The sequence below is a fragment of the Burkholderia sp. MS389 genome, assembly GCF_016899425.1.
Lineage (GTDB): Bacteria > Pseudomonadota > Gammaproteobacteria > Burkholderiales > Burkholderiaceae > Burkholderia > Burkholderia sola.
Map to the genome: position 1 here is coordinate 2,863,760 of NZ_CP045994.1, position 21,768 is coordinate 2,885,527.

A 21,768-nucleotide genomic window follows, 5' to 3' on the forward strand; every position below is an offset into this window, starting at 1 on the left:
TCCGTCCGGCCGGTCGTTACTGCGCGGCGCGGCGTTCGAGCACCGCGGCGAAGAAGCCGTCGGTCGCATGACGGTGCGGCCACAGCGACAGGTAGTCGCCCGTCTCGAGCTCGATGCGCTGGTCGGCCAGCACCTGCTGCGCCGGCACCAGCACGAACTCGGGGTGATCGGCGAGGAACTGCTCGACGATGCGCTCGTTCTCGGCGTCGAGCACGCTGCAGGTCGCGTAGACGAGCCGGCCGCCCTTCTTCACGAGCCGCGCGGCGCTCGCGAGGATCGACGCCTGTTTCGGCGTCAGCTCGTCGATCGCGGTGCGCGTCTGGCGCCACTTCAGGTCCGGATTGCGGCGCAGCGTGCCGAGGCCGCTGCACGGCGCGTCGACCAGCACGCGGTCGATCTTGCCGGCGAGCCGCTTGATCTTCGCGTCGTGCTCGCTGTCGATCAGCACCGGGTTCACGTTCGACAGCCCGCTGCGCGCGAGGCGCGGCTTCAGCTTCGCGAGGCGCTTCTCCGAGATGTCGAACGCATAGAGGCGCCCGGTCGAGCGCATCATCGCGCCGAGCGCGAGCGTCTTGCCGCCCGCGCCCGCGCAGAAATCGACGACCATCTCGCCGCGCCGCGGCGCGACCAGCGAGCACAGCAGCTGGCTGCCTTCGTCCTGCACCTCGATCGCGCCTTCCTCGAACAGCTTCAGGCGCGTCAGCGCCGGCTTGCCGACCACGCGCACGCCGAACGGCGCGAACGGCGTCGCGCCCGCGTCGATGCCGCTCACGCGCAGCGCTTCGATCACCTGGTCGCGGCTCGCCTTCTGCGCGTTGGCGCGCAGGTCGAGCGGCGCCGGGTAGTTCAGCGCGGCGGCGAGCTGCGCAAGCTCGTCCGCGTCGAAGCGGGCCGACAGCGCCTGGTGAATCCAGTCGGGCAGGTTCGTGCGAATGCGCACGGGCAGGCTCGCCGGATCGATCTTCGACACGTGCTCGAGCCATGCGGACTCGGTGTCGGACAGGAACGGCTTCAGCGCATTGCGCCCCATCGTCTGCATCAGGCCGAGCAGCGTCAGGCGCCGCGCGGGCGTGCCGGTGCCGCTCTCGGCCAGATGCGAAAACTCCATCTTCCGGCGCAGCACCGCGAACACGGCCTCGGCGATCACGCCGCGCTCGGCATGCCCGAGCTTCGGGTGCGCGCGGAAGAACCGGCTCGTCGTCGCGTCGGCGGGGCCGGCGAACTTCAGCACCTCGGCGAGCAGGGTTTCGGTCTGGCCAATCAGGAATCCGTGCAGCTTCATACGCCCTCACTCGTTTCGGTTTGCGGTTGATCCGCGAAAATCCAGCGCGCCTCTTCGGGCGCGACCACTGCACGGCCGTCCTCGAGGCGCAAACGCCCCTCGACGAACCAGCGCACCGCGCGCGGATACAGCACGTGCTCGACCGTCAGCACGCGCCGCGCGAGCGCGGCCGCGTCGTCGCCGGCGCGCACGGGCACCGCGCCCTGCGCGACGATCGCGCCGCTGTCGAGCTCGGGAATGACGAAATGCACGCTCGCGCCATGCAGCGCGACGCCGGCATCCAGCGCCTGCTGATGCGTGTGGATGCCCTTGAAGCTCGGCAGCAGCGACGGATGAATGTTCAGCAGCCGGCCTTCGTATCGTCTGACGAATGCGGGCGTGAGGATGCGCATGAAGCCGGCGAGGACGACGAGATCGGGCGCGAAACGGTCGATCTCGGCGGCGAGCGCCGCGTCGAAGCTGTCGCGGCCGTCGAACGACCGGTGGTCGACCACCGCGGTCGCCACCCCGTGCGACGCGGCAAAAGCCAGCCCGGCCGCATCGGGCCGGTTGGCGATCACGGCGGCAATCTCGGCCGGCCAGCGTTCCTGCGCGCACGCGCGGACGATGGCCTCCATGTTGCTGCCGCGACCGGAAATCAGGATCACGAGTTTTTTCATCCGCGAATTTTACCATTCGCCTTCGCGTTTCCCGCCTTCTCGGCCGTCGGGCCGCCCGAACGTTTATAATCTTCTGCTTTGCGGCATCCCACCGCCCATTCCCCCGACGCTGCATCCGCTATCGTGAAAGTCTTCCGCGGCCTGCCCAACGCCGAGAGCCGCGCCCCGTGCGCGTTGACGATCGGCAACTTCGACGGTGTCCATCGCGGGCACCAGGCCCTGCTCGCGCGCGTGCGCGCGGCAGCGGACGCACGCGGCCTGCCCGTGTGCGTGATGACGTTCGAGCCGCACCCGCGCGAATTCTTCAACCCGGCCGGCGCGCCGCCGCGCATCGCGATGCTGCGCGACAAGCTGGAAGCATTGCGCGACCACGGGGTCGACCGCGTCGTCGTCGAGCACTTCAACCACACCTTCGCGAGCCAGTCGCCGCAGGCGTTCGTCGAGCGCACGCTGGTGAACGGGCTGCACGCGCGCTGGATGATGGTCGGTGACGATTTCTGCTACGGCGCGAAGCGCGCGGGCACCTTCGACACGCTGAAGGCGGCCGGCGAGCTGCACGGCTTCGAGGTCGAACAGATGGGCACGGTGTCCGGCAGCGACGGCACGCGCATTTCCAGCTCCGGCGTGCGCGCGGCGCTCGCCGCGGGTGATCTCGACGCGGCCGCGCAGGCGCTCGGCCACGGCTACGCGATCAGCGGCCACGTCGCGCACGGCCTCAAGCTCGGCCGCGACCTCGGCTTCCCGACGCTGAACCTGCCGATCGCGCACAAGCGGCCGGCGCTCGCGGGCATCTTCGTCGTGCAGGTGCACGGCCTCGGCCCCGAGCCGCTGCCCGGCGTCGCAAGCCTCGGGCTGCGCCCGACCGTCGACGATTCGGGCCGCGTGCTGCTTGAAGTCCACCTGCTCGACTGGCACGGCGATGCGTACGGCAAGCTGATCCGTGTCGAATTCCTGAAGAAGCTGCGCGACGAGGCGAAGTTCGACGATCTCGAGGCGCTGTCGCGCGCGATCGCGCTGGACGTCGCGAATGCACGCGCTTATTTCGTCGAACGCGACCGTGCGCCGGGCAGCCGCGCGACGGGCTTCGCGACGTCGGCTACCGACCGAATTAGCTGATCCGGACGGCGGCGCCTCGCGCCGCACCCTCGCGCCGCCCCGTCGCGCGCCTACCCGATTCACGACGCCGAGCGTCCCCCGATTTAGATAGCGATCCCATCATGAGCAACAAGAAAGCCGATTCGAAACCGCAGGCCAAGTATCCGGTCAACCTGCTCGACACGCCGTTCCCGATGCGCGGCGACCTGCCCAAGCGCGAGCCGCAGTGGGTCAAGGAGTGGGAGGAGCGCGGCATCTACGAGAAGATCCGCGCGGCCAGCCAGGGCCGGCCGAAGTTCATCCTGCACGACGGCCCGCCGTATGCGAACGGCGACATCCACCTCGGCCACGCCGTCAACAAGATCCTGAAGGACATCGTCGTCAAGTCGCGCAACATGGCCGGCTTCGACGCACCGTACGTGCCGGGCTGGGATTGCCACGGGATGCCGATCGAGATCCAGATCGAGAAGCAGTTCGGCAAGTCGCTGCCGGCGGCCGAGGTGATGAGCAAGGCGCGCGCGTACGCGACCGAGCAGATCGAGAAGCAGAAGGTCGGCTTCAAGCGCCTGGGCGTGCTCGGCGACTGGGCGAATCCGTACAAGACGATGAACTTCGTGAACGAGGCGGAAGAAATCCGCGCGCTCGGCAAGATCATCGAGAAGGGCTACGTGTACCGCGGGCTGAAGCCGGTCAACTGGTGCTTCGACTGCGGCTCGGCGCTCGCGGAAGCGGAAGTCGAGTACAAGGACCGCACCGACCCGACGATCGACGTGATGTTCGCGTTCGCGGAACCGGAAAAGACCGCGCACGCGTTCGGCCTGCCGGCGCTGCCGCGCGCCGACGGCGGCATCGTGATCTGGACCACCACGCCGTGGACGATTCCCGCCAACCAGGCGCTGAACCTCCATCCGGAAATCGTCTACGCGCTGGTCGACACCGAGCGCGGGCTGCTGATCATTGCGCAAGAGCGCGTCGAAGCCTGCATGGCCGACTTCAAGCTGACCGGCCGCGTCGTCGCGACCGCGCCCGGCGTGAAGCTCGCGAACCTGCGCTTCCACCACCCGCTCGCCTCGGCCCACCCCGGCTACCAGCGCACCGCGCCCGTCTATCTCGGCGACTACGTGACGACCGACACGGGTACCGGCGTCGTGCACTCGTCGCCCGCGTACGGTATCGAGGACTTCCAGTCGTGCAAGGCGCACGGGATGACCGATTCCGACTTCATCAACCCGGTGATGGGCGACGGCCGCTATATCGAATCGCTGCCGCTGTTCGGCGGCCTGTCGATCTGGGACGCGAACCCGAAGATCGTCGACGCGCTGAACGCGGCCGGCTCGCTGCTGCGCAGCGAGAAGTACACGCACAGCTACATGCACTGCTGGCGCCACAAGACGCCGATCATCTACCGCGCGACGTCGCAGTGGTTTGCCGGCATGGACGTGACGCCGCGCGACGGCGGCAAGACGCTGCGCGAGACGGCGCTCGAAGGCGTCGACGCGACCGCGTTCTACCCGTCGTGGGGCAAGCAGCGCCTGTTCAGCATGATCGCGAACCGTCCCGACTGGACGCTGTCGCGCCAGCGCCAGTGGGGCGTGCCGATGGCGTTCTTCGTGCACAAGGAAACCGGCGAGCTGCACCCGCGCACGCTCGAGCTGCTCGAGGAAGTCGCGAAGCGCGTCGAGCAGTCGGGCATCGAGGCGTGGCAATCGCTCGACCCGCGCGAGCTGATCGGCGACGACGCGAACCTGTACGAAAAGAACCGCGACACGCTCGACGTGTGGTTCGATTCGGGCACGACGCACTGGCACGTGCTGCGCGGCTCGCACAAGGATCAGCTGCAGTTCCCGGCCGACCTGTACCTCGAAGGCTCGGACCAGCATCGCGGCTGGTTCCACTCGTCGCTCCTGACGGCATCGATGATCGACGGTCACGCGCCGTACAAGGGCCTGCTCACGCACGGCTTCACGGTCGACGGCGAAGGCCGCAAGATGAGCAAGTCGCTCGGCAACGGCATCGACCCGCATGAAGTCGCGAACCGTCTCGGCGCGGAAATCATCCGCCTGTGGATCGCATCGACCGACTACTCGGGCGAACTCGCGATCTCCGAGGAAATCCTGAAGCGCGTAACGGAAGGCTATCGCCGCATCCGCAACACGCTGCGCTTCCTGCTCGCGAACCTGTCGGATTTCGATTTCGCGCAGCACGCGGTGCCGGCCGACGAATGGCTCGAGATCGACCGCTATGCGGTCGCGTTCTCGCAGCAACTGCAGACCGAACTGCTCGGCCACTACGAGAAGTACGAATTCCACCCGGTCGTCGCGAAGCTGCAGACGTACTGCTCGGAAGACCTCGGCGGCTTCTACCTCGACGTGCTGAAGGATCGCCTGTACACGAGCGCCGCCGATTCGCGCGCGCGCCGCTCCGCGCAAACCGCGCTGTATCACCTGACGCACGGCCTGCTGCGCGTGCTCGCGCCGTTCCTGTCGTTCACGGCGGAAGAAGCGTGGAAGGTGTTCCAGCCGGCGAGCGACACGATCTTCACGGAAACCTACTATGCGTATCCGGAAGTCGCCGGCTCGGCCGCGCTGATCGACAAGTGGGCGCTGCTGCGCGACGTGCGCGGCAACGTGACGAAGGCGCTCGAGGAAGCGCGCACCGCGAACCGCATCGGTTCGTCGCTGCAGGCCGAAGTGGCCGTGCATGCGAGCGGCGCGCGCTACGACGCGCTGACGAGCCTCGGCGACGATCTCAAGTTCGTGCTGATCACGTCGGCGGCGACCGTCGTGAAGGTCGACGACGAAGCGCAGGAAAGCGTCGACGTGGCCGCGTCGAAGTACCAGAAGTGCGAGCGCTGCTGGCACTACCGTGAAGATGTCGGCGCACACGCCGATCATCCGACGCTGTGCGGCCGCTGCTTCTCGAACCTGTTTGAAAACGGCGAAATCCGGAGCGCTGCTTAAATTATGGCGAAGACCCTGTCGAAACCGGCCAGCGGCGCGCTCGCGCCCTGGCTCGGCATTTCGCTGATCGTGATCCTGTTCGACCAGCTGTCGAAGATCGCGATCCTCAAGACATTCGCGTACGGCGCGCAGCATGCGCTGACGTCGTTCTTCAACCTCGTGCTGGTGTACAACCGCGGCGCTGCGTTCGGCTTCCTGTCGACCGCGAGCGGCTGGCAGCGCTGGGCGTTCACCGCGCTCGGCGTCGGCGCGACGCTCGTGATCTGCTTCCTGCTGAAGCGCCACGGCCACCAGCGGCTGTTCAGCGTGTCGCTCGCGCTGATCCTCGGCGGCGCGCTCGGCAACGTGATCGACCGGCTCGTCTACGGCCACGTGATCGACTTCCTCGATTTTCACGTCGGCGCGTGGCACTTCCCGGCGTTCAACCTCGCCGATTCGGCGATCACGGTCGGCGCGGTGCTGCTGATCTACGACGAGCTCCGGCGCGTGCGCGGCGCGCGCTGAGCGCGCATACTCCGTGTCGACGGCCGGCTTCGCGCCGGCCGTTCCGTTTGACCCCAGGAGGCCTGAGTTGGCACACGCAGAACTCGCAGGAAAACACCTCGTTCTCGGCCTGACGGGCGGCATCGCCTGCTACAAGATCGCCGAACTCACGCGGCTGCTCGTGAAGGCCGGCGCGACCGTGCAGGTCGCGATGACCGACGCCGCCACCCAGTTCATCACGCCCGTCACGATGCAGGCGCTGTCGGGCCGGCCCGTCTATACGAGCCAGTGGGACGCGCGCATCGACAACAACATGGCGCACATCGACCTGTCGCGCGAAGCCGACGCGATCGTGATCGCGCCCGCCTCGACGGATTTCCTCGCGAAGCTCGCGCACGGGTTCGCCGACGATCTGTTGTCGACGCTGTGCGTCGCGCGCGACTGTCCGCTGCTCGTCGTGCCCGCAATGAACCGCCAGATGTGGCAGAACCCGGCCACGCAACGCAACGCCGCGCAATTGCGCGCGGACGGCGTGTCGGTGCTCGGCCCGGATTCGGGCGCGCAGGCCTGCGGCGAAGTCGGCGACGGCCGCATGCTCGAACCCGAGGCGATCTATGAAGCGATCGTCGCGCACTTCGCGCCGAAGGTGCTCGCGCACCGCCGCGTGCTGATCACGGCCGGGCCCACATTCGAACCGCTCGACCCGGTGCGCGGCCTGACGAACCGCTCCAGCGGCAAGATGGGGTTCGCGCTCGCGCGCGCCGCGCAACAGGCCGGCGCCGACGTGCATCTCGTCGCCGGGCCGGTCGCGCTCGACACGCCGTGGGGCGTGACCCGCCAGGACGTGCAGACCGCGCAGCAGATGTATGACGCGGTGATGCATGCCGTGAACGATGCCGACATCTTCATCGCGGTGGCCGCAGTCGCCGACTGGCGCGTCGACCAGCCGGCCGAGCATAAGATGAAGAAGACGGCCGACCGCAAGATGCCGGCGCTCGCGTTCGTCGAGAACCCCGACATCCTCGCATCGGTCGCGGCGCTGCCCGATGCGCCGTTCTGCGTCGGCTTCGCGGCCGAAAGCGGCGACCTCGACGTGCATGGCGACGAGAAGCGCAAGCGCAAGAACGTGCCGCTGCTCGTCGGCAACCTCGGCCCGCTGACGTTCGGGCGCGACGACAACGAAGTCGTGTTGTTCGAAGCGGCCGGCCTCACGCGCCTGCCGCGCGCGCCCAAGGACGAACTCGCGCATACGCTCGTGGCCGAAATCGCGAAGCGCCTGCCGGACAACCGCCTGATCTGATCCCTTGCGTGGCGGCAGACGCCGCCGCGCCCTTCCCGACCGATTCGACGACCGCATGAAACTCGACCTGAAGATTCTCGACGCGCGCATGCGCGATTACCTGCCCGCCTACGCGACCCCCGGCAGCGCCGGCCTCGACCTGCGCGCATGCCTCGACGCGCCGGTCACGCTGAAGCCGGGCGAAACCACGCTGGTGCCGACCGGCCTCGCGATCCACCTCGCCGATCCCGGCTATGCGGCGCTGATCCTGCCGCGCTCGGGCCTCGGCCACAAGCACGGGATCGTGCTCGGCAACCTCGTCGGCCTGATCGACTCCGACTACCAGGGCCAGTTGATGGTGTCGACGTGGAATCGCGGCCAGACCGAATTCGTGCTGAACCCGTTCGAACGCCTCGCGCAGCTCTTGATCGTGCCGGTCGTGCAGGCGCAATTCAACATCGTCGACGAATTCACCGAGAGCGATCGCGGCGAAGGCGGGTTCGGCAGCACCGGCCGCCACTGAGCCACACAGCATGAAAAAAGGGGCCACGGCCCCTTTTTCTTTTTGCGCACCGCCACGTGCAGCCCGGTTGCGCGATTCGCGCAGGCGCGGGTTCGCGACGCCGCGGTCAGCGCGCGTGCTGGTGGCGGTAGTGCAACGCGTAGGCGAGCGTCAGCAGCACGACGAACACGACACCGACCACCATCGTCATCCGGAATTCGCGCGTGAAAGGGGTCGTCAGCAGGATCGCCGCGACGAGCCCCGCACCGGCCAGGCTGCCGAACGGGTGCCCCCACATCCGGAACGCGAGCGCGGGGCCGCGATACTGCGAACGGAACCGCAGGTGCGTGACGAAGATCATCAGCCACGTGAACAGCGCGCCGAACATCGCGATCGCCATCATCACCGTGAACGCGGTATCGGGCGCGAGCGCGACCAGCACGGCCGCCACCGCGACGCCGCTCGTCGAGATCCACAGCGCGGCGCGCGGCACGCCGTTCGCGCCGAGCCGGCCGAACACCGCCGGCGCGAGTTGCGCGCGCGACAGGCTGAACATCATCCGCGTCGTCACGTAGAGCTGGCTGTTCATCGCCGACAGCGCCGCGATCAGCAGCACGAAGTTGATCACGCCCGCCGCATACGGCACGTGCGTCGCGGCCATCACCTTCACGAACGGGCTTTCGTCGGTGCCGGCCTGCGTCCACGGCACGATCGCGAGCATCAGCGCGAGCGTCAGCAGGTAGAACAGCACGAGCCGGAACACCGTCGAGCGGAATGCGCGCGTGACCGCGTGCTGCGGATCGCGCGCCTCGCCGGCCGCGATCGCGACGGCCTCGATGCTCATGTAGCTGAAGATCGCGACGATCACGGCGACCCAGGTGCCCCACGGCCCCTTCGGCATGAAGCCGCCGTGCGCGGTGTAGTTCACGAAACCGATGCCCGATGCGGGCGGCGCCGACCACACGAGAAACGCGCCGAGCACGATGAACACGACGATCGCCGCGATCTTCAGCAGCGAGAACGCGTATTCGACCGTCCCGTACAGCGTGACGCTCGCGAGGTTCACGGCGATCAGCAGCGCGGAAAATCCGATCACCCAGTACCAGCCGGGCACGGCCGGGAACCAGTACTTCATGAACACGGCGATCGCGCTGATCTCGGTACCGATCGCGAACACGACCGCGAACCAGTACGCATAGCGCACCAGGAAGCCCGCGAGCGGGCCGACGTAATGCTCGGCATAGGCGCCGAACGAGCCGGCCGTCGGATGCGCGACCGTCATTTCCGCAAGCGCGCCCATCAGCAGCAGCGCAATCAGCGCACCGATCGCATACGAAACCAGCACGCTCGGGCCCGCGAGCCCGATCGCGAATCCGCTGCCGAGGAACAGCCCCGTGCCGATCGCGCCACCGATCGCGATCATCGCCATCTGCCCCGACGTCAGCGCGTGGCGCAGCCCTTGTTCGCGCGCGACGATAGCGTCGAACGACCGTTGTTGTCGTGTCACTGCGTTACCACTCCCCTGCCCCACCATCGCGCCGCCGGCGCCGGATAAAACGAAACGGCGCGGAGAACTTCCCGCGCCGTTCGCATGAACAACGAATTATCGCTTACTCGACTTCGACCGTCTCTTCGTTCGGCTTGTGCGGCGGATTCGCCAGCTTGTCGAACGACAACTGCACCTTGTCGTTTTCGTCGACGTCGACCGTCACATGACCGCCGTTGAGAAGCTTGCCGAACAGCAGCTCGTCGGCCAGTGCACGCCGGATCGTGTCCTGGATCAGCCGCTGCATCGGCCGCGCGCCCATCAGCGGGTCGAAGCCGTGCTTCGCGAGATGCTTGCGCAACGCGTCGGTGAAGAGCGCGTCGACCTTCTTCTCGTGCAGCTGTTCCTCGAGCTGGATCAGGAACTTGTCGACCACGCGCATGATGATTTCCTCATCGAGCGAGCGGAAGCTGATGATCGCATCCAGCCGGTTGCGGAACTCCGGCGTGAACAGGCGCTTGATGTCGGTCATCTCGTCGCCGGTTTCGCGGCGCGTCGTGAAGCCGATCGTCGCCTTCTGCATCGACTCGGCGCCCGCGTTCGTCGTCATGATGATGATGACGTTGCGGAAATCCGCCTTGCGGCCGTTGTTGTCCGTCAGCGTGCCGTGGTCCATCACCTGCAGCAGCACGTTGAAGATGTCCGGATGCGCCTTCTCGATTTCGTCGAGCAGCAGCACGCAATGCGGCTTCTTCGTGACGGCTTCGGTCAGCAGGCCGCCCTGGTCGAACCCGACGTAGCCCGGCGGCGCGCCGATCAACCGGCTCACCGCGTGACGTTCCATGTATTCCGACATGTCGAAGCGGATCAGCTCGATGCCGAGCGTGAACGCCAGCTGGCGCGCCACTTCGGTCTTGCCGACGCCCGTCGGGCCGGAGAACAGGAACGCGCCGATCGGCTTGTCCATCTTGCCAAGGCCCGCGCGCGCCATCTTGATCGACGCCGCGAGCGCGTCGATCGCCGGATCCTGGCCGAACACGACGCTCTTCAGGTCGCGGTCGAGCGTCTGCAGCTTGCTGCGATCGTCCTGCGACACGCTTTGCGCCGGCACGCGCGCGATCTTCGAGATGATTTCCTCGATCTCGCCCTTGCCGATCGTCTTCTTCTGCTTCGACTTCGGCAGGATGCGCTGCGCGGCGCCCGCCTCGTCGATCACGTCGATCGCCTTGTCCGGCAGGTGACGGTCGGTGATGAAGCGCGCCGACAGCTCGGCCGCGGCCGACAGCGCACCCGACGAATACTTGACGCCGTGGTGCTCCTCGAAGCGCGACTTCAGCCCGCGCAGGATCGCGACCGTCTGCTCGACGCTCGGCTCCGTCACGTCGACCTTCTGGAAGCGCCGCGACAGCGCCGCATCCTTCTCGAAGATGCCGCGATACTCGGTGAACGTGGTTGCGCCGATGCACTTGAGCGTGCCCGACGACAACGCCGGCTTCAGCAGGTTCGACGCATCGAGCGTGCCGCCCGACGCGGCGCCCGCGCCGATCAGCGTATGGATTTCGTCGATGAACAGGATCGCGTGCGGACGCTCCTTGAGCTCCTTCAGCACCGTCTTCAGACGCTGCTCGAAATCGCCGCGGTACTTGGTGCCCGCCAGCAGCGCGCCCATGTCGAGCGAGTACACCTGCGCGTTCGCGAGGATGTCCGGCACTTCGCCGCGCGTGATCCGATACGCGAGCCCTTCGGCGATCGCGGTCTTGCCGACACCGGCTTCGCCGACGAGCAGCGGATTGTTCTTGCGGCGGCGGCACAGCACCTGCACGACGCGCTCGACCTCGGGCTCGCGGCCGATCAGCGGATCGATGCGGCCGTCCTTCGCCATCTGGTTCAGGTTCTGCGTGAACTGCGCGAGCGGCGTTTCCTTCTGCGCGTTCGCGTCTTCGCTTTCCGCGTTCGCGTCGGTCGACTTCGCGGCTTCGCCGCTGTTCGTCTTCGCGATGCCGTGCGAAATGAAGTTCACCACGTCGAGGCGCGTGACGCCCTGCTGCTGCAGGTAGTACACGGCATGCGAATCCTTCTCGCCGAAGATCGCGACCAGCACGTTCGCGCCCGTCACTTCCTTCTTGCCGTTCGACGTCGACTGGACGTGCATGATCGCGCGCTGGATCACGCGCTGGAAACCGAGCGTCGGCTGGGTATCGACATCGTCGGTGCCCGGGACGGTAGGTGTGTTGTCGTGGATGAAATTGCGCAGGTTCTGACGCAGGTCCTCGATGTTTGCCGCGCACGCGCGCAACACCTCGGCCGCCGTCGGATTATCCAGCAGGGCCAGCAGCAGATGCTCGACCGTAATGAACTCATGGCGCGCCTGGCGTGCTTCCATGAACGCCATGTGCAGGCTGACTTCCAATTCCTGGGCAATCATGCTTCCTCCATCACGCACTGCAGCGGATGCCCTGCCTGCCGCGCATGGGTAACGACTTGCTCAACCTTGGTCGACGCGATGTCCCGCGTATAGACCCCACATACCCCTCGTCCTTCGCGATGGACCTTCAGCATGATCTGCGTGGCCGTCTCGCGATCCTTCTTGAAATACTCCTGGACCACCATCACGACGAACTCCATCGGGGTGAAGTCGTCGTTCAGCAGCACCACCTTGTACATCGAAGGCGGCTTCAGCTTCTGCTGCTTGCGTTCCAGGACGGTACTGTCCTGCTTGTCCGGGATAATCGCCATACACCCATTCTAAACAACTCGGACAGGCCCGCAATCCTGCCATTACCCGACCGACCGGCCGGCGCCCTCCCCGGTATCCCGGAACACGCGATCGCCTTCGCGCCATACGAAAGCCGGCTGCGGTGCCGGCTTTCACGCGTGGCGCGGAACACGAACCGTCAGGGGGAATCGCACCGGAACGTCGTGTCCGCATCCAGTATCCCACAAGCCGGGACGACTCGAACGCGTGTCACTCGAGCCTGGTATATGAGCCGATTATGCGGCTTTTCAAGCCCTCGCGCTTGGCCGCATGCAGCCAGGCAAAGCCGGAAAAACCCTGAAAATGGGTTCTTTACAACGACCCTCTAAACGTCTAAAAATTCCACTTGACACTCCAATAAAGAGCGCCAACAATCAAGCTGGCACTTTTTTCAATTCGCCGGTTGGCGAAACGAAAGGGGCCGAGGTGAGCTTGTGAGGGGGGAACGGCTGCATTTTCCGGTCGTTTAGCTTTTCGAGCGTGCTCGTGGTAAGTAGCAGCGACTGTGTGACAGGGGAAGTAGGAAATGGCAACTGGTATCGTTAAATGGTTCAACGACGCGAAGGGCTTCGGTTTCATCACTCCCGACGAGGGCGGTGAGGATCTGTTTGCGCACTTCTCGGCTATCACCATGAATGGCTTCAAGACGCTGAAGGAAGGCCAGAAGGTGAGCTTTGACGTCGTCCAAGGGCCGAAGGGCAAGCAAGCGTCGAACATCCAGGCCGTATAAGGCATCGGATATCTGACGAAGAAACCCGGCGCATTGCGCCGGGTTTCTTTTTTTGAGGCCGGCCCGTCGATAATCGATTGGCCGGCCTTTTCGTTCAATCCCGACCGTTGAACGCATATTGTCTCGTCGCGCATGCAGATCGGATAACGAATCCGCGCGTGAAACGCATTCGCGGCTTAGTTACACGACCTTCAGCGTGCCCATCATGCCGAGATCCTCGTGTTCGAGAATATGGCAGTGAAACATGCGCTCGCCCGGCATGTCTTGCGTGACTAGAATCGACACGGTTTCGCCGCTGCACACGTTCACCGTATCGCGCCATGCGCGGAACGGCTCGCTCATGCGTGAACCACCCGACGCCCGCTCGATCACCTGGAACTGCGTGCCGTGCAAATGGAACGGGTGATCCATGTCCGTCGTATTGCGGATCTCCCAGCGCTCGACGTCGCCGCGGCGGCTCGTCAGCGTCGCGCGGTGCGGCGCGTAGGTGTCGCCGTTGATCGTGAAGCGCATGCCCGCCGGGCGGCCGTGCGCGCCGCCCTTCATCATCGCGTCCATGTCCATTTCCTCGCCGAACGCAACCGTCTTGTGCGCGGCCGGTTCGCCCAGCGGCCGCACCGCGCGCAGCGTGGCAGGCAGCGCGCGGGCCGCGGCGGGCGCGAACGCGACGTCGGCCAGTGCCAGCGCCGGGTCGGGCGGCAGGCTGCCGTGACCGTCGTCGTGCGACATCGCCATCTTGCGGCGGTCGTACTCGGCCGCCTGCAGCACCGCGCGCGACGCACGGTCGCCGGCGCGGACCAGCAGCTCCGCGCGCTCGCCCGGCGCAATCAGCAGCGACGTCACGCGCCGCGGCGCATCGAACAATCCGCCGTCGGTGCCCACGTGCTCGAACGCGCGGCCGTCGTCGAACGCGATGCGCAGGTAGCGTGCGCTGCACGCGTTCCAGACCCGCCAGCGTTCGTCGCCCGCGACATCGATGCGCGGCCGGCGCGCGCCATTGACCAGCACGAACTGGCCTTCACGGCCGTTCATCCAGTCCATCATGTCGTTCGGCGCAATCGTGCCGTCGCGTGCAAGCTTCAGGTCCGACACGAACAGGTGGCGCTCGGGCCAGCCGGCGAGCGGATCGTCCGCGGCGCGCACGACGAACGGGCCGGCCAGCCCGCGGAACACCTGCTCGGCGGTCATCATGTGCGGATGCGGGTGGTACCAGTAGGTGCCGGCGCTGCCCTTCGGCAGCGTGAAGCGATACACGCGCGACGCGCCGGGCGCGACGGGATCGGACGGGTTGCCGTCCTGGTCGGGCGGCACCGGCAGGCCGTGCCAGTGGATCGTCGACGGCTGCGGCAGCTTGTTGACGAACCTGATCTCGACCGTATCGCCCTCGCGCACGTCGATCAGCGGGCCGACAACGGGCCCTTGCGTGCCCGCGCCGAACTGCCAGAACGCGGTCGGCCGCGCGCCGCGCAGCAGCGGTCGCGCCACCGGTTGAGCAACCAGCGTGGCCCGGAACGTGCCGGGCTCGCGGCTTTCGTTGGCGAGCGTGCGCAACGTCGCGAGCGGCGCGCCGGCCGGCAGCGCGTCGGCGGCCGCGAGCGCGCCCGGTGCGAGCTTGCCGTGCTGCGCGTGCGCCGACATCCCTGACATACCCGACATGCCCGGCATGTCGTCCATCGAATCCATGCCGGCCATGCCCGCGTGACCGGCATGCTGCGCCCATGCGGTGCGCGCGAACAGCGATGCGGCCGCGACACCGATGGTGCGCGACAGGAAGGTTCTCCGTCTCATCAATCGATCCTCGTCGTTCATACAGCGCCGCGCGACAGCCGCGGCGGTCACGTCATCATAACCGCAGGGCCGGATCGAAAAGCGCTGCCGCCGGGCGGGCGGCGATACGCCGCAGCAAGCATCGCTACCGCGCCGGATGCGGCGCGACGATCAGCATCGCCAAACGACGCTTCGGCAGCCATCGCTGCTCATCTGCCGTCCCTTTGCGCGTTGCGCCCGCCCCCACGTCCCCCCCATCCGCTGCATCGACGATCCGTCAACCCGTCAATTTTTCACGATGCGGAACAAGTCCCTGCGTTATAAAAATTCGTGGTGCAGGGCACAAATTTCCCGTTTCGCGATGCCGAAAAACGTTCCGCCATACAAAACGATGTCAATAATTATTTGTTTTTAAAAGAGAATTTTTGTTTCGAGAAGCCGTTCTACATGCACCATCCGGGCGAGTCGCGGACGTAGACTTTGTTCCATGCACTGACGCTTCGCCACGACGTTCGACACGGAACCCGGCGCAAAGCAGTCAGTCGGGCCACGGCCGGTCGATCCGGCAGGCGGCACAACAGAATCGCTTGTGATCAGAAAGGGAGAACGGAAATGAAGGGATTTCGCTTTGGTTCAGCGCTCGGGTCGTTCTACATCCTGCCGGCAAACGGCGGCTGGGAAGCGACGTTCGGCAACGCTTCGCTCGGTGCGTTCTCGTGCCCCGAAGTCGCAGCCGACCGCATCTCCCGCGGCGACTGCGCGCAGCCGTCAGAACTGGACACGGCCACGCTCGAAGTGCCGGACGAAATCGCCGAATGGGAAATCGTTCACGTCTGAATGGCACGCCTGCAACGAAAAACGCCCCGGGCGACCGGGGCGTTTTTATTGGGTGTCGGGCGGCGAACGGCTCACCGCGCCGCGTCGACACACACATCGGCTCGCGCGAGTGCGCGCCCGGGGTCAGGCGACCGCGTCGACGATGCCGTTCAGCGTCGCGCTCGGGCGCATGGCCTGGCTCGTCAGGTCGACGTTCGGACGGTAGTAGCCGCCGATCGCCTGCGGCTTGCCTTGCGCGGCCGCCAGTTCCTCCAGGATGCGCGCTTCGCTGTCGGACAGCGCCTTCGCCACGCCCTCGAACTGTGCCTTCAGCGCGGCGTCCTCGGTCTGCTCGGCCAGCGCCTGCGCCCAGTACAGGCACAGGTAGAAGTGGCTGCCGCGGTTGTCGAGGCCGCCGACCTTGCGCGCCGGCGACTTGTTCTCGTCCAGGAACTTGCCGGTCGCCTGGTCGAGCGTCTTCGCGAGCACGAGCGCCTTCGGGTTCTGGTACGCGTTGCCGAGGTGCTCGAGCGACGCGGCCAGTGCGAGGAATTCGCCGAGCGAATCCCAGCGCAGGAAGCCTTCCTCGACGAACTGCTGCACGTGCTTCGGCGCGGAGCCGCCCGCACCCGTTTCGAACATCCCGCCGCCGGCCATCAGCGGCACGATCGACAGCATCTTCGCGCTGGTGCCGAGTTCCATGATCGGGAACAGGTCGGTCAGGTAGTCGCGCAGCACGTTGCCGGTGACCGAGATCGTGTCCTTGCCCGCGCGGATGCGCTCGAGCGAGAAGCGGGTCGCGTCTTCCGGCGTCATGATGCGGATGTCGAGGCCGTTCGTGTCGTGATCCTTCAGGTAGCGTTCGACCTTCGCGATGATCTGCGCATCGTGCGCGCGCGCCGGATCGAGCCAGAACACGGCCGGGGCGCCGGTCGCGCGGGCACGGTTGACCGCGAGCTTGACCCAGTCCTGCACCGGCGCGTCCTTCGTCTGGCACATGCGCCAGATGTCGCCCGCCTCGACCGCGTGCTCGAGCAGCACGTTGCCGGCTTCGTCGGTGACGCGCACGACGCCGTCCGCCGGGATCTGGAACGTCTTGTCGTGCGAACCGTATTCCTCGGCCGCCTGCGCCATCAGGCCGACGTTCGGCACGCTGCCCATCGTGACCGGATCGAACGCGCCGTGCTGCTTGCAGTCCTCGATCACGGCCTGGTAGACGCCCGCGTAGCAGCGGTCCGGAATCACGGCCTTCGCGTCGTACAGCTGGCCGTCCGGGCCCCACATGCCGCCCGAATCGCGGATCATCGCCGGCATCGATGCGTCGACGATCACGTCGCTCGGCACGTGCAGGTTCGTGATGCCCTTGTCCGAGTTGACCATCGCGAGGCGCGGGCGCACCGCGTACTCGGCCTTGACGTCGGCTTCGATCGCTTCGCGCGTGTCGGCCGGCAGGTCCTTCAGGCGCGCGTACAGGTCGCCGATCCCGTTGTTCGGGTTGAAGCCGACCTTCGCCAGCACGTCCGCGTGCTTCGCGAGCGCGTCGCGGTAGAACACCGACACGAAGTGACCGAACAGGATCGGGTCCGAGACCTTCATCATGGTCGCCTTCAGGTGCACCGAGAACAGCACGTCCTGCGCCTTCGCGTCGGCGATCTGCGCTTCGATGAAGCGGCGCAGCGCGTTGCGGCTCATCACCGACGCGTCGATCACTTCACCGGCCTTCACGGCCGTCTTTTCCTTCAGCACCTTCTTCGCGCCGTCGGTCGTCGTCAGTTCGATCTTCACGCTGCCGGCATCGGCGATCAGCGCCGACTTCTCGCTGCCGTAGAAATCGCCTTCGCTCATGTGCGCGACGTGAGCCTTCGACGTGGCCTTCCACGCGCCCATCTTGTGCGGATGCTTGCGTGCGTAGTTCTTGACCGACAGCGGCGCGCGGCGGTCGGAGTTGCCTTCGCGCAGCACCGGGTTCACCGCGCTGCCCTTGATCTTGTCGTAGCGCGCCTTGACGGCCTTCTCTTCGTCCGTCGACGGATCTTCCGGATAGGCCGGCAGCGCGTAGCCCTGCGCCTGCAGTTCGGCGATCGCGGCCTTCAACTGCGGCACCGATGCGCTGATGTTCGGCAGCTTGATGATGTTCGCTTCCGGCTTCAGCGTGAGCTGGCCCAGTTCGGCCAGATCGTCGGAACCCTTCTGCTCCGACGGCAGGACGTCTGCGAATGCCGCGATGATGCGGCCGGCGAGCGAGATGTCGCGCGTTTCGACGGCGACGCCCGACGAACGCGTGAAGGCCTTGACGATCGGCAGCAGCGAATAGGTCGCGAGCGCCGGCGCTTCGTCGGTGAGGGTGTAGATGATCTTGGGCGAAGTGGACATGGTGGTCAAAGCATTGCTACGTGATGATGGGACTGAGGAGCGCCGGCGGTAACCGGCGGGAAGCGACCGGGTCGATCGCGAAAGGGGCGCGCCGGCTCAGCCGGGCGGTGGTGTTGCGAGGGCCGTCATGTTCTACCTTGCAGGGCATGCGGCCGCCTCGCGGCGCCGCGGCCCGCATGCCGGGCCACCCTGCCAACAAACCTGCCATCCACGAAACGCTCCGGCGCCGGCAGTCAGCGCCGGGGCGGCCGGCAACCTGCCGGCCCACCCCGGAAGGGGTCTTACATGTTCTCGATCAGCACTTCGCCGAAGCCGGAGCACGACACCTGCGTCGCGCCTTCCATCAGGCGCGCGAAGTCGTACGTGACGCGCTTCTGCAGGATCGACTTCTCCATCGCGGCGATGATCGTGTCGGCTGCTTCCGTCCAGCCGAGGTGGCGCAGCATCATTTCCGCCGACAGGATCTCGGAACCCGGGTTCACGTAATCCTTGCCTGCGTACTTCGGCGCCGTGCCGTGCGTCGCCTCGAACATCGCGACCGAATCCGACAGGTTCGCGCCCGGCGCGATCCCGATGCCGCCGACCTGCGCGGCCAGCGCGTCGGAGATGTAGTCGCCGTTCAGGTTCAGCGTCGCGATCACGTCGTATTCGGCCGGGCGCAGCAGGATCTGCTGCAGGAACGCGTCGGCGATCGAATCCTTGATCACGATCTCGTTGCCCGTCTTCGGGTTCTTCACGCGCATCCACGGGCCGCCGTCGATCAGCTCGCCGCCGAATTCCTTCTGCGCGAGCGCGTAGCCGGCGTCACGGAACAGGCCTTCCGTGAACTTCATGATGTTGCCCTTGTGCACCAGCGTGACCGACTTGCGATCGTTGTCGATCGCATACTGGATCGCCTTGCGCACGAGACGCTCGGTGCCTTCGGTCGACACGGGCTTGACGCCGATCCCGGACGTTTCCGGGAAGCGGATCTTCTTCACGCCCATCTCGTCCTGCAGGAACTTGATCACCTTCTTCGCCTGCTCGGAGCCCGCGGCCCATTCGATGCCCGCGTAGATGTCTTCCGAATTCTCGCGGAAGATCACCATGTCGATCTTCTGCGGTTCGCGCACCGGCGACGGCACGCCCTTGAAGTACTGGACCGGGCGCAGGCACACGTACAGGTCGAGCTCCTGGCGCAGCGCGACGTTCAGCGAACGGATGCCGCCGCCGACCGGGGTCGTGAGCGGCCCCTTGATCGACACCACGTATTCCTTCAGCACCTGCAGCGTTTCGTCCGGCAGCCACACGTCCGGACCGTACACCTTGGTCGCCTTCTCGCCCGCGAAGATCTCCATCCAGTGGATCTTGCGCTGGCCCTTGTACGCATGCGCGACCGCCGCGTCGACGACCTTGATCATGACCGGCGTGATATCGAAGCCCGTACCGTCGCCTTCGATATAGGGAATGATCGGCTGATCGGAAACGTTGAGCGAGAAGTCCTTGTTGACGGTGATCTTGTCACCGCCCTCCGGAACCTTGATGTGCTGATACGGCATGATCGACTCCAGTGACGTGGCTGAGCAGGTGATGCTGGTCGAAGCTGCGCGCGCGGCGGGGCGAGGCATGGCCACCCCGTGACGACAACAGCGAGCCGCTATTCTAGCGCCCCAACCGGGCACTTCGGCGCGAACCGCGGCACTGCGTATCAAGACCTCACTTATGTCTTATATAAGACAGAGGACTTGCCGTTCCGTATTATGCATTAAGATTCCGCCATTTGCCATAGACCGCCCGCCCCCGCTCCCCGCGGGGCGCCGGGCGGGCGCCCCGCCATGAACCTGATCGCCCTCAACAAGCCGTTCGGCACGATTTGCCAGTTTTCCGCGCACGAGACGCGACCGTCGCTCGGCGACTGGGTAAAAACGCCCGGCGTGTATGCGGCCGGCCGGCTCGACGCGGACAGCGAGGGGCTGCTGCTGCTCACCGACGACGGCGCGCTGCAGGCCCGCATCGCGGAGCCGCGCCACAAGCTGGTGAAGCGCTACTGGGCGCAGGTCGACGGCGCGCCGGGGCCGGCCGACCTGAAGGCGCTCGCACGCGGCGTCGACCTCGGCGACTACGTGACGCGCCCGTGCCGCGCCGAATTCATCGAGCCGCCCGACACGCTGTGGCCGCGCAATCCGCCGATCCGCTACCGCGCCGCGATCCCGACCACGTGGATCGAGCTGGCGATCACCGAGGGCAAGAACCGGCAGGTACGCCGGATGACGGCGGCCGTCGGCTTCCCGACGTTGCGTCTGGTGCGCGTCGGCATCGGCGCGCTCGATATATTCGCGCTCGGCATTGCGCCGGGCGAAACAATCGCGCTGCCGCCGCGCGCGCCGTGGGACGGTTTCGCGCCGGCCGGATGACGAATCCGGGACGCGCGAATTTTTCGTCATCTTTTTCGTCAACCACCCGCGCAGATCGCGCGTTAAATCACGCAGATGCCAACCTTAGCTATCCGGCATTGGCAGCCGAACCCGTGTTTGCGTCACGAAAGCGACGTTTTATTCGAATACGATTCGGCGCCCGCAGCGCAAAGAGAAATTTCTCGAAGCGTCTGTCAACCGAAAGGTGGATGGCACCGTTAGACGACATGACTCCTATTGCCGGGTCATTTGGTTAATTAACTAAAGCTGAGGAACACAACATGAACAAACTGATCGCCGCTCTGGTCGCTGGCCTCTTCGCAACGGCTGCTTTCGCACAAGCTTCGGCTCCGGAAGCTGCTCCGGCAGCAGCAGAAGCTGCTTCGGCACCGGCTAAGCACGCTGCCAAGAAGCACCACGCTGCCAAGAAGCACCACAAGGCATCGAAGAAGGCTGCAGCAAGCGACGCAGCAGCACCGGCAGCTGCTTCGAACTAAGTAAGCAAGCTGTAATAACGCAGTCAAGAACACGCAGTCCTGCCGTTCTTACGGCGTTGAAAGGCAGATCACCGCAAGGCGATCTGCCTTTTTCTTTTTTGTGCCCGCCGGCGCGCATCGCGTACCATGCGGGTCTCGTTTTCCAGACAGGAGCCATGCTGTGCACTTCTCCCTGCGCCCGTCGCTCGGCCGCCTTGCGCGTGCCGCCGTGTTTCCCGCCGCGCTCGCCGTCCTCGCGCTCGGCATGCAGGCCGCCGGCGCGCAAGTGCCGCCCGGCGCCAAGCAGCCGAGCGAGTTCCCGCGCGTGAAGCTGCGCGCCGGCATGTACGTGATCGACGCGGCCGTCGCCGCGAACGACGCCGACCGCGAACAGGGGCTGATGTACCGTTCGCAGCTCGCGCCGAACGAAGGCATGCTGTTCGTCTTCAACGAGAACGCCGTGCACTGCTTCTGGATGAAGAACACGCTGATTCCGCTGTCGATCGCGTTCATCCGCGCCGACGGCACGATCACCGACATCGACGAGATGCGCGCGGAAACCACCGACAACCACTGCCCGCGCAACAACGGCGTCTATGCGCTGGAAATGAGCAAGGGCTGGTTCGCCGCGAAAGGCATCAAGCCCGGCATGAAGCTCGACGGCCTGCCGAGGGCCCAGTAACCGCAGCGGCCCGCGCGGCGGCCTTGCATC

General features: G+C 66.2%; 18 protein-coding genes. 10 read left to right on the top strand and 8 right to left on the bottom strand.

Going from position 1 to position 21,768, the window contains the following annotated elements; genetic code table 11:
• Positions 1-16: 16 nt before the first annotated feature.
• Positions 17-1,282 carry an RsmB/NOP family class I SAM-dependent RNA methyltransferase gene (locus tag GJG85_RS13345; protein ID WP_050017541.1) on the bottom strand — a complete coding sequence of 422 codons (1,266 nt, stop codon included), beginning with the start codon at positions 1,280-1,282 and terminating at the stop codon, positions 17-19.
• Positions 1,279-1,941 carry a phosphoribosylglycinamide formyltransferase gene (gene purN, locus GJG85_RS13350; RefSeq protein ID WP_006478038.1) on the bottom strand — a complete coding sequence of 221 codons (663 nt, stop codon included), beginning with the start codon at positions 1,939-1,941 and terminating at the stop codon, positions 1,279-1,281. Before purN ends, GJG85_RS13345 begins: the two co-directional genes overlap by 4 nt.
• A 123-nt stretch (positions 1,942-2,064) precedes the next feature.
• Between purN and GJG85_RS13355 the strand changes: the two genes are divergently transcribed.
• The 5 genes from GJG85_RS13355 to dut all read left to right on the top strand — a co-directional run bounded on the left by GJG85_RS13355 (position 2,065) and on the right by dut (position 8,281).
• Positions 2,065-3,057: a bifunctional riboflavin kinase/FAD synthetase gene (locus tag GJG85_RS13355; RefSeq protein WP_050017542.1), complete on the top strand. Its 993-nt coding sequence runs from the start codon at positions 2,065-2,067 to the stop codon at positions 3,055-3,057.
• 101 nt (positions 3,058-3,158) lie between these two features.
• Positions 3,159-5,996, top strand: a complete 2,838-nt coding sequence (gene ileS, locus GJG85_RS13360; protein ID WP_050017543.1) for an isoleucine--tRNA ligase — start codon at positions 3,159-3,161, stop codon at positions 5,994-5,996.
• Between the two features lie 3 nt (positions 5,997-5,999).
• Positions 6,000-6,500: a signal peptidase II gene (gene lspA / locus GJG85_RS13365; protein WP_050017544.1), complete on the top strand. Its 501-nt coding sequence runs from the start codon at positions 6,000-6,002 to the stop codon at positions 6,498-6,500.
• 67 nt (positions 6,501-6,567) lie between these two features.
• The gene (coaBC, locus tag GJG85_RS13370; protein WP_050017545.1) at positions 6,568-7,779 is read left to right on the top strand and encodes a bifunctional phosphopantothenoylcysteine decarboxylase/phosphopantothenate--cysteine ligase CoaBC; all 1,212 of its coding nucleotides are present in this window, start codon (positions 6,568-6,570) and stop codon (positions 7,777-7,779) included.
• A 55-nt stretch (positions 7,780-7,834) separates the two neighbouring features.
• Entirely contained in the window at positions 7,835-8,281 is a 447-nt protein-coding gene (gene dut, locus GJG85_RS13375; RefSeq protein ID WP_204383369.1) for a dUTP diphosphatase, read from the top strand.
• Positions 8,282-8,387: 106 nt separating this feature from the next.
• On the opposite strand, the gene GJG85_RS13380 is transcribed toward dut, so the two are convergent.
• From GJG85_RS13380 to clpS, 3 genes are all read right to left on the bottom strand, one after another.
• Positions 8,388-9,767 carry an amino acid permease gene (locus GJG85_RS13380; protein ID WP_124554745.1) on the bottom strand — a complete coding sequence of 460 codons (1,380 nt, stop codon included), beginning with the start codon at positions 9,765-9,767 and terminating at the stop codon, positions 8,388-8,390.
• 103 nt (positions 9,768-9,870) lie between these two features.
• Complete coding sequence (gene clpA / locus GJG85_RS13385; RefSeq protein WP_050017548.1) at positions 9,871-12,171, bottom strand: ATP-dependent Clp protease ATP-binding subunit ClpA; 2,301 nt, start codon at positions 12,169-12,171, stop codon at positions 9,871-9,873.
• On the bottom strand, positions 12,168-12,482 hold the full coding sequence (gene clpS / locus GJG85_RS13390) for an ATP-dependent Clp protease adapter ClpS (protein WP_006398529.1): 315 nt from the start codon (positions 12,480-12,482) through the stop codon (positions 12,168-12,170). The genes clpA and clpS overlap by 4 nt, the downstream gene beginning before the upstream one ends.
• 545 nt (positions 12,483-13,027) lie before the next feature.
• Between clpS and GJG85_RS13395 the strand changes: the two genes are divergently transcribed.
• On the top strand, positions 13,028-13,231 hold the full coding sequence (locus GJG85_RS13395) for a cold-shock protein (protein ID WP_006488945.1): 204 nt from the start codon (positions 13,028-13,030) through the stop codon (positions 13,229-13,231).
• A 180-nt stretch (positions 13,232-13,411) separates the two neighbouring features.
• Here the strand turns inward: GJG85_RS13395 and GJG85_RS13400 are convergent, their stop codons facing one another.
• Positions 13,412-15,019, bottom strand: coding sequence for a multicopper oxidase family protein (locus GJG85_RS13400; protein WP_204383370.1), 1,608 nt, complete (start codon positions 15,017-15,019; stop codon positions 13,412-13,414).
• 591 nt (positions 15,020-15,610) lie between these two features.
• On the opposite strand from GJG85_RS13400, the gene GJG85_RS13405 reads away from it, so the two are divergent.
• On the top strand, positions 15,611-15,835 hold the full coding sequence (locus tag GJG85_RS13405) for a hypothetical protein (protein WP_006478028.1): 225 nt from the start codon (positions 15,611-15,613) through the stop codon (positions 15,833-15,835).
• Between the two features lie 123 nt (positions 15,836-15,958).
• Here the strand turns inward: GJG85_RS13405 and GJG85_RS13410 are convergent, their stop codons facing one another.
• Positions 15,959-18,187, bottom strand: a complete 2,229-nt coding sequence (locus GJG85_RS13410; protein ID WP_176016092.1) for an NADP-dependent isocitrate dehydrogenase — start codon at positions 18,185-18,187, stop codon at positions 15,959-15,961.
• 281 nt (positions 18,188-18,468) lie between these two features.
• Positions 18,469-19,725: an NADP-dependent isocitrate dehydrogenase gene (gene icd / locus GJG85_RS13415; RefSeq protein ID WP_039368210.1), complete on the bottom strand. Its 1,257-nt coding sequence runs from the start codon at positions 19,723-19,725 to the stop codon at positions 18,469-18,471.
• 276 nt (positions 19,726-20,001) lie between these two features.
• On the opposite strand from icd, the gene GJG85_RS13420 reads away from it, so the two are divergent.
• The 3 genes from GJG85_RS13420 to GJG85_RS13430 all read left to right on the top strand — a co-directional run bounded on the left by GJG85_RS13420 (position 20,002) and on the right by GJG85_RS13430 (position 21,738).
• Positions 20,002-20,580, top strand: a complete 579-nt coding sequence (locus GJG85_RS13420) for a pseudouridine synthase (protein ID WP_006490892.1) — start codon at positions 20,002-20,004, stop codon at positions 20,578-20,580.
• A gap of 281 nt (positions 20,581-20,861) precedes the next feature.
• The gene (locus GJG85_RS13425) at positions 20,862-21,077 is read left to right on the top strand and encodes a hypothetical protein (protein WP_011352970.1); all 216 of its coding nucleotides are present in this window, start codon (positions 20,862-20,864) and stop codon (positions 21,075-21,077) included.
• A gap of 160 nt (positions 21,078-21,237) precedes the next feature.
• The gene (locus GJG85_RS13430) at positions 21,238-21,738 is read left to right on the top strand and encodes a DUF192 domain-containing protein (protein ID WP_006490889.1); all 501 of its coding nucleotides are present in this window, start codon (positions 21,238-21,240) and stop codon (positions 21,736-21,738) included.
• Positions 21,739-21,768: the final 30 nt, after the last annotated feature.

What these genes read in the sequence shown, in the direction of transcription:
- clpA (WP_050017548.1), bottom strand. Translation starts at nt 12,171, where the DNA reads ATGATTGCCCAGGAATTGGAAGTCAGCCTGCACATGGCGTTCATGGAA.
- GJG85_RS13395 (WP_006488945.1), top strand. Translation starts at nt 13,028, where the DNA reads ATGGCAACTGGTATCGTTAAATGGTTCAACGACGCGAAGGGCTTCGGT.
- purN (WP_006478038.1), bottom strand. Translation starts at nt 1,941, where the DNA reads ATGAAAAAACTCGTGATCCTGATTTCCGGTCGCGGCAGCAACATGGAG.
- clpS (WP_006398529.1), bottom strand. Translation starts at nt 12,482, where the DNA reads ATGGCGATTATCCCGGACAAGCAGGACAGTACCGTCCTGGAACGCAAG.
- GJG85_RS13410 (WP_176016092.1), bottom strand. Translation starts at nt 18,187, where the DNA reads ATGTCCACTTCGCCCAAGATCATCTACACCCTCACCGACGAAGCGCCG.
- dut (WP_204383369.1), top strand. Translation starts at nt 7,835, where the DNA reads ATGAAACTCGACCTGAAGATTCTCGACGCGCGCATGCGCGATTACCTG.
- GJG85_RS13420 (WP_006490892.1), top strand. Translation starts at nt 20,002, where the DNA reads ATGAACCTGATCGCCCTCAACAAGCCGTTCGGCACGATTTGCCAGTTT.
- icd (WP_039368210.1), bottom strand. Translation starts at nt 19,725, where the DNA reads ATGCCGTATCAGCACATCAAGGTTCCGGAGGGCGGTGACAAGATCACC.
- GJG85_RS13405 (WP_006478028.1), top strand. Translation starts at nt 15,611, where the DNA reads ATGAAGGGATTTCGCTTTGGTTCAGCGCTCGGGTCGTTCTACATCCTG.
- lspA (WP_050017544.1), top strand. Translation starts at nt 6,000, where the DNA reads ATGGCGAAGACCCTGTCGAAACCGGCCAGCGGCGCGCTCGCGCCCTGG.
- GJG85_RS13345 (WP_050017541.1), bottom strand. Translation starts at nt 1,282, where the DNA reads ATGAAGCTGCACGGATTCCTGATTGGCCAGACCGAAACCCTGCTCGCC.
- GJG85_RS13425 (WP_011352970.1), top strand. Translation starts at nt 20,862, where the DNA reads ATGAACAAACTGATCGCCGCTCTGGTCGCTGGCCTCTTCGCAACGGCT.
- GJG85_RS13400 (WP_204383370.1), bottom strand. Translation starts at nt 15,019, where the DNA reads ATGAGACGGAGAACCTTCCTGTCGCGCACCATCGGTGTCGCGGCCGCA.
- ileS (WP_050017543.1), top strand. Translation starts at nt 3,159, where the DNA reads ATGAGCAACAAGAAAGCCGATTCGAAACCGCAGGCCAAGTATCCGGTC.